This is a genomic window from Vibrio sp. 1751 (genome assembly GCF_033339895.1).
GTDB classification, from domain to species: domain Bacteria; phylum Pseudomonadota; class Gammaproteobacteria; order Enterobacterales; family Vibrionaceae; genus Vibrio; species Vibrio alginolyticus.
This window is the reverse complement of sequence record NZ_JAWOVM010000092.1, coordinates 1-14,431: the sequence shown is the minus strand read 5'-3', so window position 1 is coordinate 14,431 and position 14,431 is coordinate 1. Positions and strand designations below refer to the sequence as shown.

Genomic DNA, 14,431 nt, shown 5'->3' with positions numbered 1-14,431 from the left:
AGCGAGTTCGCTACGTCTCGATTCAATTCTGCCAAGTAAACTTCACGGTTTGCTCCTAACGCCGCATACTTACCTTTAAGGACTTCAGATTCTGCGCGACCTTTCGCTAATATCGCTTTCGCTTCAAACTCAGCAGAAAGTGCGTTCGCTTTTTGAATCGCTAAGTTAGCCTCTGCGATAGCTAGCTCTTTCTCCTTCTCGACTTCAGCAAGTCGTTTGGTTTTTTCCACTTCAACGATTTCACGCTCTGCAATCTGACGTGCAACTTCCACTTCTTTTTGCTGAGCAATAATTGCGAGTTCTTTACCACGCTGAGCGTCTTGCACCTCACGTGTTCGTTGAATCTCTTTGCGTAACTGCTCGGTCTCTGCCTGTGCTTTCGACGTTTCTTGTTCCTGAATCGCGCGAATACGATCCGGCACTAAACGCTTTTTATCTGCCAATAGCTGATCTAATTGCTTTTCTGGCTGCGGGTCACCAATGGTCACCTGCGTCACTTGAATACCGTATTGTTGTAACGGATTGTCTTGACGAATCGGTTGCCCGGTTTTGTCTACGACAGGTACGGTTTTCCAAACCAGTTGATTGGTGCGCTGTAATTGGTTCGGATTAGCTTGATTCGCCCCAACAGGCGCAAGATCCAACTCTTCCACTTCAACCTGACGTCGCTCTGTTAGATAAATCCCCTCTCGTAACTGATCGCCAAGTTTCGATTTGAACTGGTTCAAACCACCTTGGAAAAACTCTTCACCCGTGTATTGGGTTGCGGTAATCACCGTTACGTTACGTGCGTTCTTTACAAGCAGCGCATCGATCAAGTTACTGTTGTTGCGGAACTCTTTATGCATCTTCTTCACCGCTTCAGGGTCATTACTGAGCTTAAAGCGGAATGTTACGGGGATCTGACCAATATAGGTGTCGGCAAATCGAACCTGAATCGCATCAAGACGTTGATAAAAATCTTCGCCCTTGCTGTTACCGAATGACACGGTGATCACTTGGTCATACTTGGTGATTTTGGACAGAAATGGCATACGAAAATGAATGCCAGGTTCAGTAAACACATCCAACTCACCAGTAATATTATTCTGATGCACGTAGCTGTAACCCGCATCGGTCATCAGCACCGAGCTATTAATCGTTAAGCCTATTGCCAACAGCGGTACGCCAAATACGGCTGCTTTTAATCCTTTATGTAGTAACTGACGTCTTTCTTCCACCTTTAAACCCCTTCCTAAACCTCTGCTTTCCATTTTGTTCTCCTTTTTGGATTGTTACTGAGTTAAATCGATAAAAATCAGATTGCTATGCAACTCAGCAACAAGTACTAATGTATCAAAATGTTACATTAAGGAATAATCGACAGATTCATGGAATAAATAAGATTTTTACGAATAATACAAAATCATCAAAAATTTGCGGAGGATATCGATGTTTTACGCAGAGGGATTAAAAGAGAAGAATCACAGGCAATAAAAAAGGCCGCCGAAGCGACCTTTCTAACAATCATATAAAGTGCTTACTTCACACGACCTACGTATTCAGCAGTACGAGTATCTACGCGAATCACTTCACCAATTGAGATGAACAGAGGAACACGAACAACAGCGCCAGTTGATAGCGTCGCTGGTTTACCGCCAGTACCTTGAGTATCACCTTTCAGGCCTGGGTCTGTGTCTACAACTTCTAGCTCAACGAAGTTTGGTGGAGTAACAGTAATTGGGTTACCGTTCCAAAGAGTGATCATACAAGTGTTGTTTTCTACCAACCACTTAGCGTTTTCACCTACCGCTTTTGCATCCGCTGCGATCTGTTCAAACGTTTCACTGTTCATAAAGTGGTAGAATTCGCCGTCTGAATATAGATAATCTAGGTCGATATCCATTACGTCTGCCACTTCACAAGTGTCACCAGACTTGAATGTTTTCTCTAGCACTTTACCAGAAAGAAGTTTACGAATTTTAACACGGTTGAACGCTTGGCCTTTACCTGGTTTAACGTATTCGTTTTCCAGAATTACACAAGGCTCGTTATCAAGCATTAACTTAAGACCGCCTTTAAATTCATTGGTGCTAACTGTAGCCATTTTTTCCTCTTACATTCTTAGAGCTAAATTCAATGCCGCACATAATAACCCGAAAAGTCGAATCTGTTGAGCAAAACTGGCTCAAACAGTTGGCGAATGGGATCTCTGATCCTGCAAGATTGCTCGAAATACTGGAAATTGATCCTTCACCGTGGCAAGACGGGTTTGCCGCGCGCAAGCTGTTTGCACAGCGTGTACCGCAAAGTTTTGTCGATAGGATGGAGAAAGGCAACCCTAAAGACCCTCTTTTACGTCAGGTTTTACCACTGAGCGACGAATTTGAGGTGCATCCGGGTTACTCCAATGATCCATTGGAAGAGCAGGACAATGAAGTCCCTGGCATGCTACACAAGTATCGCAACCGCGCCCTGATGATTGTCAAAGGTGGCTGCGCGGTAAATTGCCGTTACTGCTTTCGTCGTCACTTCCCTTATCAAGAGAACAAAAGCGGGAAACAAGCCTGGACCAAGTGCTTAGAGTACCTGGCACAACAACCAGAGTTGAACGAAGTCATCTTCTCAGGTGGTGATCCATTAATGGCAAAAGACGATGAACTTCATTGGCTTTTAGAGCACATTGCTCATATTCCTCACATCAAACGTCTGCGTATTCATAGCCGTTTACCTGTGGTGATTCCAGCTCGAGTCACTGATGAACTATGCCAACTGCTGCAAGCATCAAGGTTACAAATCATCCTCGTCACTCACATCAACCATGCCAACGAAATCAATGACGAATTTTCTGAACAGATGTTCAAGCTCAAAAGAGCGGGCGTTACGCTTCTAAACCAAGGCGTTCTGCTGAAAGGCGTGAATGATTCGGTAGAAGCTCAAGTGGCGTTAAGTGAGGCCTTATTTGACGCGGGCATCTTGCCTTATTACCTCCACGTTCTTGATAAGGTGCAAGGCGCAGCGCACTACTTTATTTCGGACGAAGAAGCGAAAGCTATTATGCGCGGACTCATCACGCGTGTATCGGGTTATCTGGTACCAAAACTCACACGAGAAATTGGTGGCAGGCCAAGTAAAACGCCGTTGGATTTGCATTTAGAATAAGCTCTGACGCTCAATTAAATTTGTCGTCTAGATTGATTATTTTTGTTCGCTTTGCACGGTAAGTCTATGCATACTCCGCACTTTTGGAGGTCAAGATGCATACAGTATTCGAACAAATTTTCGATCTTGGCCCATTCAGTTGGCCTGCCCTACTATGCTGCGCCATTAATGGGCTCATGATCGGTATAGAGCGCCAAACTCGTGGTAAACCGGTTGGCATTCGCACAGCAATATTAATTATTTCAGGCACCTACCTGTTTATGTCGATGGCAGTGTCGTTATCGCCAAATACACTTGATCAAGCACGAGTGCTTGGTCAGATCATTACTGGCGTCGGCTTCTTAGGCGCTGGCGTTATGATGACACTTGATGGAAAAATCCATGGCGTAACATCCGCGGCTGTAATATGGGTGCTAGCAGGTTTAGGTTTGATGATAGGTTTGGGTTATTTAACGCAGTCGGTGGTTATTACTCTCCTGACATTAACCGTGTTGTTAGGTGTGGATAAAGCAGAAAACCACATCAAAGCATTACGCCGCGGTGTTCATCAAAGAATTCAACAACGCAAAACTTCATCACGATTAATTAAATAGTTAACGCTCCGAGAAACTCGCTTCATCTCATCAGCAATTAAAGAGCCCTCGACGAACATCGAGGGCTTTCTGTATATAAAGATTCTGACTTTCTCAGGGATTACTTAGCAAAGTTGATGAGTGGGAAACACTTGAAGAAACCGTTATCCGCACAGTTCAAAAGACCAATTTGCACACCATCGATTTGATCGGTCATGTTGAAGAAACCAAACTGGAAATTAGACTTCTTAGAGATACTCGCTAAGCCCACATCCGCCATGGTGTAGCCTTCAGAATAGTTCACCGCGCTCCAGTTCAAGCCTTTTACGTTGTTCGTAATGTTAACAGCACCCAAGTTAACACCCGTCGTCTGACCTTGGTTCCAGTTAACTAAGCCTAAAGACGCGCCTTTCATTTCTTGATTTACTTTTGCTGCGCCAAAAAACAGACCGAAGTTCACACCTGTCGTACGATCCGTTTCTGACATACCAAGCAGTGAAAAGTCGACACCTTTAACCTCATTTACCTGCCCATGCAACACAGCTAAACGAACGCCACCTACTGAAGAATTAGAGGGTGCGTTTGTGTTATCGATAGTAGAGAACATCACAGGTGTACTGTCGGCAAAAGCAACAGGTGATGCGATAGCGGCTGCAACCGCCAATGACGTCATAAGCTTTTTCATTTTCATCTCCATGATGGGAAGCAACAATTTACAACATAGTGTAATGTTCAGATTTTGCTCTGTCCCCGTTCAAAAAGTGTTAGCAATAGGTCAGATTTAATCATCTGACTCAAAAGAAAAAATATTTCTCTTCGATTTTTTGCTTCTGAAATGGCGCTTTTTACGCTCAAAAATTTCATGATAAGCCACACCAGAACGTCATGTTTCTCAGGTGACACGCATAAAAAAGTCGAGGCATCTGCCTCGACTTTTAAGGGTTTGGTCGGTTATCTTTCCGCTATAAGGTTTCCCTAGAGCGATGAGATAAGCTGGCTTACATCATGCCGCCCATGCCACCCATGCCGCCCATGTCAGGCATCGCTGGCGCGTCTTTTTGCGGTAGGTCAGTAACCATCGCTTCAGTTGTGATCATCAGACCTGCAACCGATGCTGCGAATTGTAGTGCAGAACGAGTAACTTTAGTTGGATCTAGGATACCCATTTCTAGCATGTCGCCGTATTCGCCTGTTGCCGCGTTGTAACCGTAGCTACCTTCACCCGCTTTCACGTTGTTCGCAACAACTGAGTCTTCCTCACCTGCGTTCTTCGTGATTTGACGGATTGGCGCTTCCATTGCACGTAGTGCAACGCGGATACCAACGTTTTGTTCTTCGTTGTCACCCGTTAGGTGAGCAATCTTAGATGCCGCGCGGATAAGTGCAACACCACCACCAGCAACAACACCTTCTTCAACCGCTGCGCGAGTTGCGGCTAGCGCATCTTCTACACGGTCTTTCTTCTCTTTCATTTCAACTTCAGTCGCAGCACCAACTTTGATTACTGCAACACCGCCAGCCAGTTTAGCTACGCGCTCTTGTAGTTTCTCTTTGTCGTAGTCTGAAGTTGCGTCTTCGATTTGTTGACGAATCTGAGCAACACGGCCAGAGATCATCTCTTCTTCACCGATACCATCGATGATAGTCGTGTTTTCTTTCGTGATAGAAACACGCTTCGCTTGACCTAGATCTTCTAGTGCAACTTTTTCTAGCTCTAGACCGATCTCTTCAGAAATCACAGTACCGCCAGTTAGGATAGCGATGTCTTGTAGCATTGCTTTACGACGGTCACCGAAGCCAGGTGCTTTCACAGCTGCAACTTTTACGATGCCACGCATGTTGTTCACAACCAATGTTGCTAGCGCTTCGCCTTCCACATCTTCTGCAATGATAAGCAGTGGACGAGATGCTTTCGCGACAGCTTCTAGCGTTGGAAGAAGCTCACGAATGTTTGAGATCTTCTTGTCTACTAGAAGAATGAATGGGTTTTCTAGATCAACACTGCCTGATTCTTGGTTGTTGATGAAGTAAGGAGACAGGTAACCGCGGTCGAACTGCATACCTTCTACTACGTCTAACTCGTCTTGTAGCGCCTGACCTTCTTCAACCGTGATAACGCCATCACGACCCACACGCTCCATTGCTTCTGCAATGATATTACCTACGCTTGCGTCTGAGTTTGCAGAGATAGTACCAACCTGCGCGATCGCTTTTGTGTCGTTACATTCAACAGAAAGCTCTTTTAGTTGCTCAACTGCCGCGGCAACAGCTTTGTCGATACCACGCTTAAGATCCATTGGGTTCATGCCCGCTGCGACTGCTTTTAGACCTTCGTTAACGATAGATTGTGCTAGTACCGTTGCTGTTGTTGTACCGTCACCCGCTGCGTCGTTTGCTTTAGACGCAACTTCTTTAACCATTTGTGCGCCCATGTTCTGGAATTTATCTTCCAGCTCGATTTCACGCGCTACTGATACACCATCTTTAGTGATAGTTGGTGCACCAAAAGATTTGTCTAGAACGACATTACGTCCTTTAGGACCCAGTGTTACTTTTACTGCGTCAGCCAGAACGTTTACACCTTCCAGCATTTTAACTCGTGCGTCATTACCAAATTTAACGTCTTTAGCAGCCATCTTTGATTTCCTTTCTAAAATTCTTTGTGTGTAATTTCGTAATTGAATCTGAGCAAAAAATTACTCAATGATTGCTATTATTCAACGATCGCCATGATGTCGTTTTCAGACATGACAAGCACTTCTTTACCGTCGATTTTTTCAGTTTTTGTACCGTAACCTTCAGCGAAGATAACGGTATCACCGACTTTAACGTCTAGTGGCAGTACGGTGCCGTTTTCTAGGATGCGGCCTTTACCCACAGCTAGAACAACACCGCGAGTCGATTTTTCTGCAGCAGAACCAGTCAGAACGATGCCACCAGCAGACTTAGATTCAACTTCTTTACGTTCAACGATAACTCGGTCATGTAATGGACGAATGTTCATCGGTCGTCTCTCCTGAAAATTTCCATGTTTATTTGATAATTGTCCTTAGGGACTGTAGCCCCAGACACGTGATCCCTATATAAGGGGTCGAAGCAGCGATCCCAAGGGGGTGGCACAAAATTTTTGTGACTTAGTTAAAATAACGAACAACTAGGCAACGGTTTGCGTTAGAAATGCTCACTCGCTCGGCATCTCGCTTTCTTGTATCCTTGCAGTTTGCTTACCAGATAGTTGTCACACATGCAGGAAAATAACAAGCTGGAACCCCAAGCGACCGATAAGCATGGTTTGTTGACCGCACCCATTCCTGAAACGCTGCGGAAAATGACCGTACCCATGACTATGGGCATGATCGCAATTTTGATGTTTAACTTGGTGGACACGTTTTTTATCTCGTTGCTTGGCACTCAAGCGCTAGCAGCTATCAGCTATACCTTCCCTGTCACCTTTGCGGTTAACTGCATTACGATGGGGATTGGGATGGGACTATCGACCAATATTGGTCGCTTGCTTGGGCAAGGTCATGCACCACAAGCTGCACGGTTCACCACCCACGGTTTGTTATTAGCCGTGTTACTTGTGGCTATCGCGTCTTCTATTGGCTTTACCACCATTGCGCCATTGTTTCGTTTTCTTGGTGCGTCTGATGATCTCATCCCTCTTATTGAGCAGTATATGCAGGTCTGGTATCTCACCATTCCTCTGCTAGTGATCCCAATGGCGGGCAACAGTGCTATCCGAGCTACTGGCGACACAAAGACACCAGCAAAAGTCATGATGTTGGCTGGTTTGATTAATGGCATGCTCGATCCATTGTTGATTTTCGGTTATGGCCCTTTTCCGGAACTTGGCATTCAAGGCGCAGCCATAGCAAGTGCCTTTAGCTGGTTAGGTGCTTTGTGTGGCTCATTCTATGTGCTAATTAAACGGGAAAAATTGCTTGCTCAACCCCAATGGGCTTTGCTGAAACAAGACTGGCAACAGACACTAAAAATTGGTACCCCTGCAGCGCTATCAAACGCGATGAATCCGTTGTCCGGTGCCATTCTGATGATGCTGTTATCCAACCACGGTACAGCGGCGGTTGCTGCTTACGGGGCAGCGCAGCGTATTGAGTCCATATTGATTTTAGTATTGATGTCGCTGACCTCTGCCCTCACACCGTTTATGGCACAAAATTTAGGAGCCAAACAACCGCAACGAGCCTTTTCCGGTTTATTTATTAGCATGCGTTTTGCAGTGGTATTCCAAGGGTTTATCTTCTTGATGATGGTACCGCTGAGCATTCCTCTGGCTGCGCTGTTTTCTCAGGAAGATGCGGTGAAAAACCTGCTTTGGCATTATTTACTGGTGGTGCCATTTAGTTATGGCTTCCAAGGCATCGTGATGATGTTAGTCAGTGGTTTGAATGCGATGCACAAGCCATTGCGTGCATTCCAGTGGAGCTTTATGCGGCTGTTCATTTTTACCTTGCCATCGGCTTGGGTCGGGAGCCAAATCTACAGCATTGAAGGCTTGTTTATCGGTATCGCGGTTGGGAATACGTTGGGTGGGCTACTGGGCTACTTGTTTGCGCTGCGCGAGCGAAAATTAACGCTCATAGAGCAGAGCAGCGTGTCTTAACACTCGTCTATCGCTAGTTTCTTTTTGTTGATTCTCAAATACAAAAAAACCGCGGAAAGCCGCGGTTTTGTTTATCTATTTCAAGCTTGCTTAGAACAACTCTTCAGCAACTTTGTATAGATCGTTGCGTACTGGACGCTTCATGTTTTCGATTGCGTCGATGATATCGTGGTGAACAAGTTGCTCTTTCACGATACCTACACAACGACCACCATGACCTTCGATCAATAGGTGAACAGCGTAGTTACCCATACGAGATGCTAGTACGCGGTCAAATGCAGTTGGACGACCACCACGTTGGATGTGACCAAGTACTGTTGCACGAGTTTCACGACCTGTCGCGGCTTCGATGTCACGAGCTAGTTCATTAGCATCCATCATTAGCTCAGTAAGCGCGATGATCGCGTGTTTCTTACCTTTAGCGATACCATCTTGGATGTTGCTGATCAGCTTGTCTTTGTCTAGACCAGTTTCCGGAGTGATGATGTATTCACAACCGCCCGCAATTGCAGACATCAGAGTCAAATCACCACAGTGACGGCCCATGATTTCTACAATTGAAATGCGTTGGTGAGATGAAGAAGTATCACGTAAACGGTCGATTGCATCGATAACGGTGTTTAGTGCACTTAGGTAGCCCACAGTGTAATCCGTACCTGCGATATCGTTGTCGATTGTGCCCGGAAGACCGATACATGGGTAACCCATTTCAGTCAGTTTCTTCGCACCCATGTACGAACCATCACCACCGATTACCACTAGTGCATCGATACCATGTTTTTTCAGGTTCTCAATCGCTTTTTCACGAACTTCCACTTGTTTAAATTCAGGGAAACGTGCAGAACCTAGGAACGTACCACCTTTGTTGATCACATCTGAAACGCTAGAACGATCTAGCTTCTCGATGCGGCCTTCGTATAGGCCTAGGTAGCCGTCGTACACACCGAATACTTCCAGTCCTTCGGATAGTGCTGTACGTACTACGCCGCGTATCGCAGCGTTCATACCAGGTGCGTCACCGCCACTTGTTAAAACACCGATCTTCTTAATCATGCTCACCCTCGATCTTTGGCAATCAATTATTTAATTTTCTTTTAGGCCCCTTGTTACCAAGCAACCTGCATAATCCAGAACTGTGCGTTATGTTACATTTCCTCTACAGGATTACCAATGAAAACGCACTTTTTTATGTAACTTTTCTACTTATGTAAGAGTATTACAGTTTCTCTATGAAACTTTGTTGATTCATATCAGGATCACGAATCTTAATAAGTATTGATGGAAAGATAGTCAATAAGTACCTGTTTGTCGTCGGGCACTGATGGATTTTTCAAGCCTACCAATGTTGCGCTTTTTGCTCTTTCTCTGGTCCGAAAACGACAGACAATGGATCTTGATGGATCAATACGTCCGCATCAGGAAAAAGAGCCAATAAATTATCTTCCACTTTATCAGCGATGTAATGCGCCTCAATTAATCGTAAGTTATCGTCTAGCTCTAAATGCAACTGTATAAAGCGCGTCGGTCCGGACATTCGCGTGCGTAACTGATGCACACCCAATACCCCTTTTACGCTCAAACAAGCTTGGTTAATTTGCTCAAGTTCTTCATCGGGCAACTTTCTATCAAGTAAGGTTTGAATCGCTTCGCTGACCATTTTGAAAGCGCTATAAAGAATGAAGACACCAATACCAATCGCAAACACAGCATCCGCTTGAGTCACTCCAAAATAACTGAGCCCCAGAGCCACCATGATCGCAGCATTCATATACAAGTCAGTCTGATAATGCAGAGAATCCGCCGCTATTGCTTGGCTCCCCGTCACGCGAACCACATGTTTTTGGAACATCACCAAGCCAAGTGTGACCACAATCGCAAACAGCGATACATACACACCTAACTCCGGTGCGTGTAAAGCATGTGGGCGGAAAAATCGGTCAATCCCGTTAAGAATCAAAAATACTGCCGAGCCCGAAATAAACATTGCTTGGGCTAGGGCCGCTAAGGACTCAGCTTTACCATGTCCAAACGTATGTTCGCGGTCTGCCGGTTGTAAGGCGTAACGAACCACCACAAGATTCACAACCGAAGCCGCGATATCTAACATGGAGTCAATCAATGACGCCAATAAGCTCACTGAGCCGGTTACCCACCACGTGATGACTTTTACTATCAGAAGAAGCGTCGCCACAATGGTTGCAGTCCAAGCGGCGGTCGTAACTAAACGTGCGTATTGCTGTTTCATAATCAAAGAGTTAACTAAAACCATACGTTGAGTATATTGAATGACCATGAAATAACCAGATCAAAAAGAGGCAACCAATGGCTGCCTCTTTATATAACATCAATTCATGACTTAATTATTGCGCGACTTTTCCATGCGCTTGTGCATTCTGTCGCCACACTCTTGCATACGTTCATTTTGTAGCTCAACAAATTTCGCTTTCTGCTCAGGTGTTAATACGCTAAGCATTTGGTGCTTTCTTTCTAGCATTTGCACGCGACGTTCCGTTTGGCGCTCAACCATCTCTTTTGCTAACTCGGTAGCTTGAGCTTCATCAAAATTATCCGCCAGCAAAAGCGATTGCACTTTTGCGTGATGCGCTTGACGCTCAGCCATACGTGCTTCTTTGCCATCAGCGAATTTTACTTTCATTTCTGCTTTGTTTGCTTCACGCATTTCTTTTAGCTGATCTTTTTGTGCATCAGTCAGGTCTAGTTGACGCATGACACCTCGGTCCATACCCATGCCGCATTCGTCACGAGGACCTTTATGATGGTTTTTACCACCGTAAGCGAATGCGCTTGCGGCGCCAAGAGTAAGAGGTAGAACAACAGCAGCTAACACAAGTTTTTTTGCAGACTTCATAATACGATTCCTTACACAGGTGAGTGGTTCTTCTGAGCTGTTCTCACAGCGCTTGAGTATAGAATACGACCCGCTAGGTAAAGCGACGTATAGGGAGCGTAAAGAATCGTAAAGAGTGATTTTTCTCCTCTTCGTTGCGCATCATTCCAATGTAATATTAGGCTATCGGTAACTTACTATAGGTGCCCCCATGGCAAACATTCTTTTAATCGATGACGATATCGAGCTAACCAGCTTATTAAAAGAAGTACTCAGTTTCGAAGGGTTTGACGTCAGCGAAGCAAATGACGGTGAAGCCGGCTTAGCCGCGATCAATGATAAGATTGATTTGATTTTGTTGGATGTCATGATGCCAAAACTCAATGGCATGGAAACGCTGAAACGCTTACGTGAAAATTGGGAAACTCCCGTCTTGATGCTGACCGCTAAAGGAGAAGAAATTGATCGCGTGATCGGCTTGGAACTGGGCTCGGATGATTATTTACCAAAACCTTTTAGTGACCGAGAGCTGTTAGCGCGTATCCGCGCGATTTTACGCCGCACTAGCAGCACACAAAAAAATACCAAAAACAGCGATTGCATTGAGTATCAAGAAATCCGCCTCTATCCCGGTAAGCAAGAAGCGTATTGTGAGCAACAGCTACTCGATCTCACGGCAACCGAGTTTGCGCTACTCACCCACTTCGTACAAAACCCAGGACAAGTGCTGACCAAAGAGACACTGAGCTTAGATGTGCTTGGTAAACGACTCGCTGCTTTTGATCGCGCTATCGATATGCATGTCTCGAACTTACGTAAAAAATTACCAGATCAAAGCAATGGCAAGCCGCGAATCAAAACCCTGCGTGGTCGTGGCTACATGCTGCTTGAGGAGGATTAATGCGCCTATCACGCATCAAACTGCCAAACATCAATAGCCTGTATGGACGCATCTTTGCCATTTTTTGGTTCACCATGTTATTAGTATTGATAGCCGTGCTATCACTGCCACATTTGGACCCACGCAAAGCTCGCGATATTCCAGAAGAACACTACAAACGTATGGTAGAAACGCGTGACTCAATCCAACAAAAATACAGCCAGCAAACAGATTTAGGCCGCATACTTTTTCGTATCGAGGGCAACCGCCACGGCAAGCACGACCCTCGCCCACGAGTGTTTTTTTCTGACTACAGCGGTAATGTTCTTACGACAGAAAAACGCAGCAATTTTCAATTGCGTGCAATGCAAAACTTTGTCACCAGTATCGAAGATTACAATAATCCAAAGCAGAAGCTGTATGGTCGATACATGATTGCGGGCCCAATTCCTATCACTTTGGCAGGTTCCGATATCTTGATGTACGTGGGCTTCAAGTGGAATGAGCCACCACCTCTACTCCTGCGTCTGTTTGATCACCCATTCCAGCTCTTGCTTGCGGTCATGCTGGTTAGTACACCATTGCTGTTATGGCTTGCTTGGGCTTTGAGTCAGCCAGCGCGTCGTCTTGAAGCCGCTGCTCAACGTGTGGCGAAAGGTGAATTTGTCACAGACCCAAATTTAGAAAAAGGTACGGCGGAATTTCGTCAAGCAGGCAGCAGCTTCAACCAGATGGTCGAAGCGGTTAATCAAATGATTTCAGGACAACAACGTTTGCTATCCGATATCTCTCACGAGCTGCGCTCACCTTTAACTCGTCTGCGCATGGCAAGCGCATTAGCGACGCGTAAACAAGGCGAAAGCCCAGAACTGACTCGTATCGATACCGAAGCGCAGCGCTTGGAACAGATGATCAGCGAACTATTAGAGCTTTCTCGCATGCAGGCGAACAGTCATATGACTCGCGAAACACAGCCACTAGAAAGTTTATGGGAAGAAATCATTAAAGATGCGCAGTTTGAAGCAGAGCAAATGGGCAAACAGCTACACTATTCAGAATTACCTAAGCGCAATATTTCCGGTAACCCTAAACTGCTGATGAGTGCGGTGGAAAATATCGTTCGTAACGCCATTTACTACGGAAAAGATGAGGTACAAATCGACATCAAAGCCGATGACGATACGCTTCGTATCACGGTTGACGATAATGGAGAAGGTGTACCAGAAGAGGAACTGGCCGCGATTTTTCGCCCGTTCTATCGCGTTTCCACGGCACGCGATCGCCACTCTGGCGGCACAGGTCTCGGCCTAACCATTACCGAAAGTGCCATTCGCCAGCACAGTGGCACGATCGCAGCCAGCCGAAGTCCTTTAGGCGGATTGCGTATGAGTATCACCTTACCGATCAATTGTTAGTCTCAATTTGATGAACTAACAATAATTCGCACCATATTTCTAGAGTGAGTGATTCACAGCCCCACCCTCACTTTAGAAATTGGTGAGGCTTCTTAGAATACCCTTACAAAGATCAAAGTTGATAATAATTATCGTTAGCATTAAAGTGAATTTTCCAATTAAGGAGGATTTACTATGTCACATACATTTCCCGCTCTGCCTTACCCGTACGATTCACTAGAGCCGTACATCGACGCGAAAACCATGGAAGTGCATTACAGCAAACACCACAAGACGTACTTTGATAAGTTTGTAAATGCCGTTGAAGGGAGTGAGCTCGAAACTCAGTCATTAGACGAGATCTTTGACAATATCTCTAAGCTCAGTCCAGCAGTACGTAATAATGGTGGCGGCTATTACAACCACATCATTTATTGGAATTGCATGTCACCAAACGGTGGCGGAGAGCCTCAAGGCGCGCTTGCTCAAGCAATTAACGATAAATTTGGTAGCTTTGCGCAATTTAAAGAGGCGTTTGCCCAAGCTGCCATCAATACCTTTGGGTCTGGCTTTGCATGGCTGATCGTAAAAGATGGTGAGATTCACATTACGTCCACCAGCAATCAAGATAACCCTCTGATGGACGTAGTGGATGTGCGCGGTGAACCAATCCTCGCATTAGACGTGTGGGAGCACGCGTATTACATCAGTTACCAAAACCGTCGCCCAGAATATATTGATGCGTGGTGGAACGTCGTCAACTGGCGAGCAGTTGAAGAAAACTATGCTCACGCTCTCTTATAAAGAGCATCGATACGTACGGTATTAACATCCGCGCTAATGCCTGCTTTCATACCCAGGTCAATCTTGCTGAATCTCGCATATTTCGGTGACTTGGGTATATACTGCCCCTCTCTTTGACCAACTCTATTTCAATACCATGTTTGATATCGCTTTATACGAACCAGA

General features: G+C 45.4%; 14 protein-coding genes. 6 read left to right on the top strand and 8 right to left on the bottom strand.

The window, feature by feature from the left end; genetic code table 11:
* The coding region (locus tag R7041_RS19905; protein ID WP_318128693.1) for an SPFH domain-containing protein at nucleotides 1-1,253 on the bottom strand (1,253 nt) is incomplete at its 3' end.
* A 266-nt stretch (nucleotides 1,254-1,519) separates the two neighbouring features.
* On the bottom strand, nucleotides 1,520-2,086 hold the full coding sequence (gene efp / locus R7041_RS19900) for an elongation factor P (RefSeq protein ID WP_005381500.1): 567 nt from the start codon (nucleotides 2,084-2,086) through the stop codon (nucleotides 1,520-1,522).
* Nucleotides 2,087-2,118: 32 nt separating this feature from the next.
* On the opposite strand from efp, the gene epmB reads away from it, so the two are divergent.
* Both epmB and R7041_RS19890 read left to right on the top strand, forming a co-directional pair.
* Complete coding sequence (gene epmB, locus R7041_RS19895) at nucleotides 2,119-3,141, top strand: EF-P beta-lysylation protein EpmB (protein WP_064368830.1); 1,023 nt, start codon at nucleotides 2,119-2,121, stop codon at nucleotides 3,139-3,141.
* A gap of 95 nt (nucleotides 3,142-3,236) precedes the next feature.
* Nucleotides 3,237-3,734, top strand: coding sequence for an MgtC/SapB family protein (locus tag R7041_RS19890; protein WP_258512775.1), 498 nt, complete (start codon nucleotides 3,237-3,239; stop codon nucleotides 3,732-3,734).
* A gap of 100 nt (nucleotides 3,735-3,834) precedes the next feature.
* Here the strand turns inward: R7041_RS19890 and R7041_RS19885 are convergent, their stop codons facing one another.
* From R7041_RS19885 to R7041_RS19875, 3 genes are all read right to left on the bottom strand, one after another.
* Nucleotides 3,835-4,398 carry a VC2662 family protein gene (locus R7041_RS19885; RefSeq protein WP_005381507.1) on the bottom strand — a complete coding sequence of 188 codons (564 nt, stop codon included), beginning with the start codon at nucleotides 4,396-4,398 and terminating at the stop codon, nucleotides 3,835-3,837.
* A gap of 313 nt (nucleotides 4,399-4,711) precedes the next feature.
* On the bottom strand, nucleotides 4,712-6,349 hold the full coding sequence (gene groL / locus R7041_RS19880; RefSeq protein ID WP_042523711.1) for a chaperonin GroEL: 1,638 nt from the start codon (nucleotides 6,347-6,349) through the stop codon (nucleotides 4,712-4,714).
* 77 nt (nucleotides 6,350-6,426) lie between these two features.
* Nucleotides 6,427-6,717, bottom strand: a complete 291-nt coding sequence (locus R7041_RS19875) for a co-chaperone GroES (RefSeq protein ID WP_005381516.1) — start codon at nucleotides 6,715-6,717, stop codon at nucleotides 6,427-6,429.
* A gap of 240 nt (nucleotides 6,718-6,957) precedes the next feature.
* On the opposite strand from R7041_RS19875, the gene R7041_RS19870 reads away from it, so the two are divergent.
* Entirely contained in the window at nucleotides 6,958-8,340 is a 1,383-nt protein-coding gene (locus tag R7041_RS19870; RefSeq protein ID WP_017635565.1) for an MATE family efflux transporter, read from the top strand.
* Between the two features lie 90 nt (nucleotides 8,341-8,430).
* Here the strand turns inward: R7041_RS19870 and pfkA are convergent, their stop codons facing one another.
* From pfkA to R7041_RS19855, 3 genes are all read right to left on the bottom strand, one after another.
* Nucleotides 8,431-9,393 carry a 6-phosphofructokinase gene (gene pfkA, locus R7041_RS19865; protein WP_005381521.1) on the bottom strand — a complete coding sequence of 321 codons (963 nt, stop codon included), beginning with the start codon at nucleotides 9,391-9,393 and terminating at the stop codon, nucleotides 8,431-8,433.
* A 283-nt stretch (nucleotides 9,394-9,676) separates the two neighbouring features.
* A complete protein-coding gene (gene fieF / locus R7041_RS19860; protein WP_031781038.1) occupies nucleotides 9,677-10,585 on the bottom strand; it encodes a CDF family cation-efflux transporter FieF in 909 nt (302 codons plus the stop codon).
* A 111-nt stretch (nucleotides 10,586-10,696) separates the two neighbouring features.
* Complete coding sequence (locus tag R7041_RS19855) at nucleotides 10,697-11,209, bottom strand: CpxP family protein (RefSeq protein WP_064368831.1); 513 nt, start codon at nucleotides 11,207-11,209, stop codon at nucleotides 10,697-10,699.
* A gap of 190 nt (nucleotides 11,210-11,399) precedes the next feature.
* Between R7041_RS19855 and R7041_RS19850 the strand changes: the two genes are divergently transcribed.
* The 3 genes from R7041_RS19850 to R7041_RS19840 all read left to right on the top strand — a co-directional run bounded on the left by R7041_RS19850 (nucleotide 11,400) and on the right by R7041_RS19840 (nucleotide 14,266).
* Nucleotides 11,400-12,089 carry a response regulator gene (locus tag R7041_RS19850; protein WP_258512773.1) on the top strand — a complete coding sequence of 230 codons (690 nt, stop codon included), beginning with the start codon at nucleotides 11,400-11,402 and terminating at the stop codon, nucleotides 12,087-12,089.
* On the top strand, nucleotides 12,089-13,483 hold the full coding sequence (gene cpxA / locus R7041_RS19845) for an envelope stress sensor histidine kinase CpxA (protein WP_005382383.1): 1,395 nt from the start codon (nucleotides 12,089-12,091) through the stop codon (nucleotides 13,481-13,483). Before R7041_RS19850 ends, cpxA begins: the two co-directional genes overlap by 1 nt.
* A gap of 174 nt (nucleotides 13,484-13,657) precedes the next feature.
* Complete coding sequence (locus R7041_RS19840) at nucleotides 13,658-14,266, top strand: superoxide dismutase (protein ID WP_005382382.1); 609 nt, start codon at nucleotides 13,658-13,660, stop codon at nucleotides 14,264-14,266.
* The last annotated feature ends 165 nt before the right edge of the window (nucleotides 14,267-14,431 follow it).

Excerpts from the sequence above, each read along its gene's own strand:
- pfkA (WP_005381521.1), bottom strand. The coding sequence starts at position 9,393 with ATGATTAAGAAGATCGGTGTTTTAACAAGTGGCGGTGACGCACCTGGT.
- fieF (WP_031781038.1), bottom strand. The coding sequence starts at position 10,585 with ATGAAACAGCAATACGCACGTTTAGTTACGACCGCCGCTTGGACTGCA.
- R7041_RS19870 (WP_017635565.1), top strand. The coding sequence starts at position 6,958 with ATGCAGGAAAATAACAAGCTGGAACCCCAAGCGACCGATAAGCATGGT.
- R7041_RS19890 (WP_258512775.1), top strand. The coding sequence starts at position 3,237 with ATGCATACAGTATTCGAACAAATTTTCGATCTTGGCCCATTCAGTTGG.
- R7041_RS19855 (WP_064368831.1), bottom strand. The coding sequence starts at position 11,209 with ATGAAGTCTGCAAAAAAACTTGTGTTAGCTGCTGTTGTTCTACCTCTT.
- groL (WP_042523711.1), bottom strand. The coding sequence starts at position 6,349 with ATGGCTGCTAAAGACGTTAAATTTGGTAATGACGCACGAGTTAAAATG.
- R7041_RS19875 (WP_005381516.1), bottom strand. The coding sequence starts at position 6,717 with ATGAACATTCGTCCATTACATGACCGAGTTATCGTTGAACGTAAAGAA.
- epmB (WP_064368830.1), top strand. The coding sequence starts at position 2,119 with ATGCCGCACATAATAACCCGAAAAGTCGAATCTGTTGAGCAAAACTGG.
- R7041_RS19840 (WP_005382382.1), top strand. The coding sequence starts at position 13,658 with ATGTCACATACATTTCCCGCTCTGCCTTACCCGTACGATTCACTAGAG.
- R7041_RS19850 (WP_258512773.1), top strand. The coding sequence starts at position 11,400 with ATGGCAAACATTCTTTTAATCGATGACGATATCGAGCTAACCAGCTTA.
- cpxA (WP_005382383.1), top strand. The coding sequence starts at position 12,089 with ATGCGCCTATCACGCATCAAACTGCCAAACATCAATAGCCTGTATGGA.
- R7041_RS19885 (WP_005381507.1), bottom strand. The coding sequence starts at position 4,398 with ATGAAAAAGCTTATGACGTCATTGGCGGTTGCAGCCGCTATCGCATCA.
- efp (WP_005381500.1), bottom strand. The coding sequence starts at position 2,086 with ATGGCTACAGTTAGCACCAATGAATTTAAAGGCGGTCTTAAGTTAATG.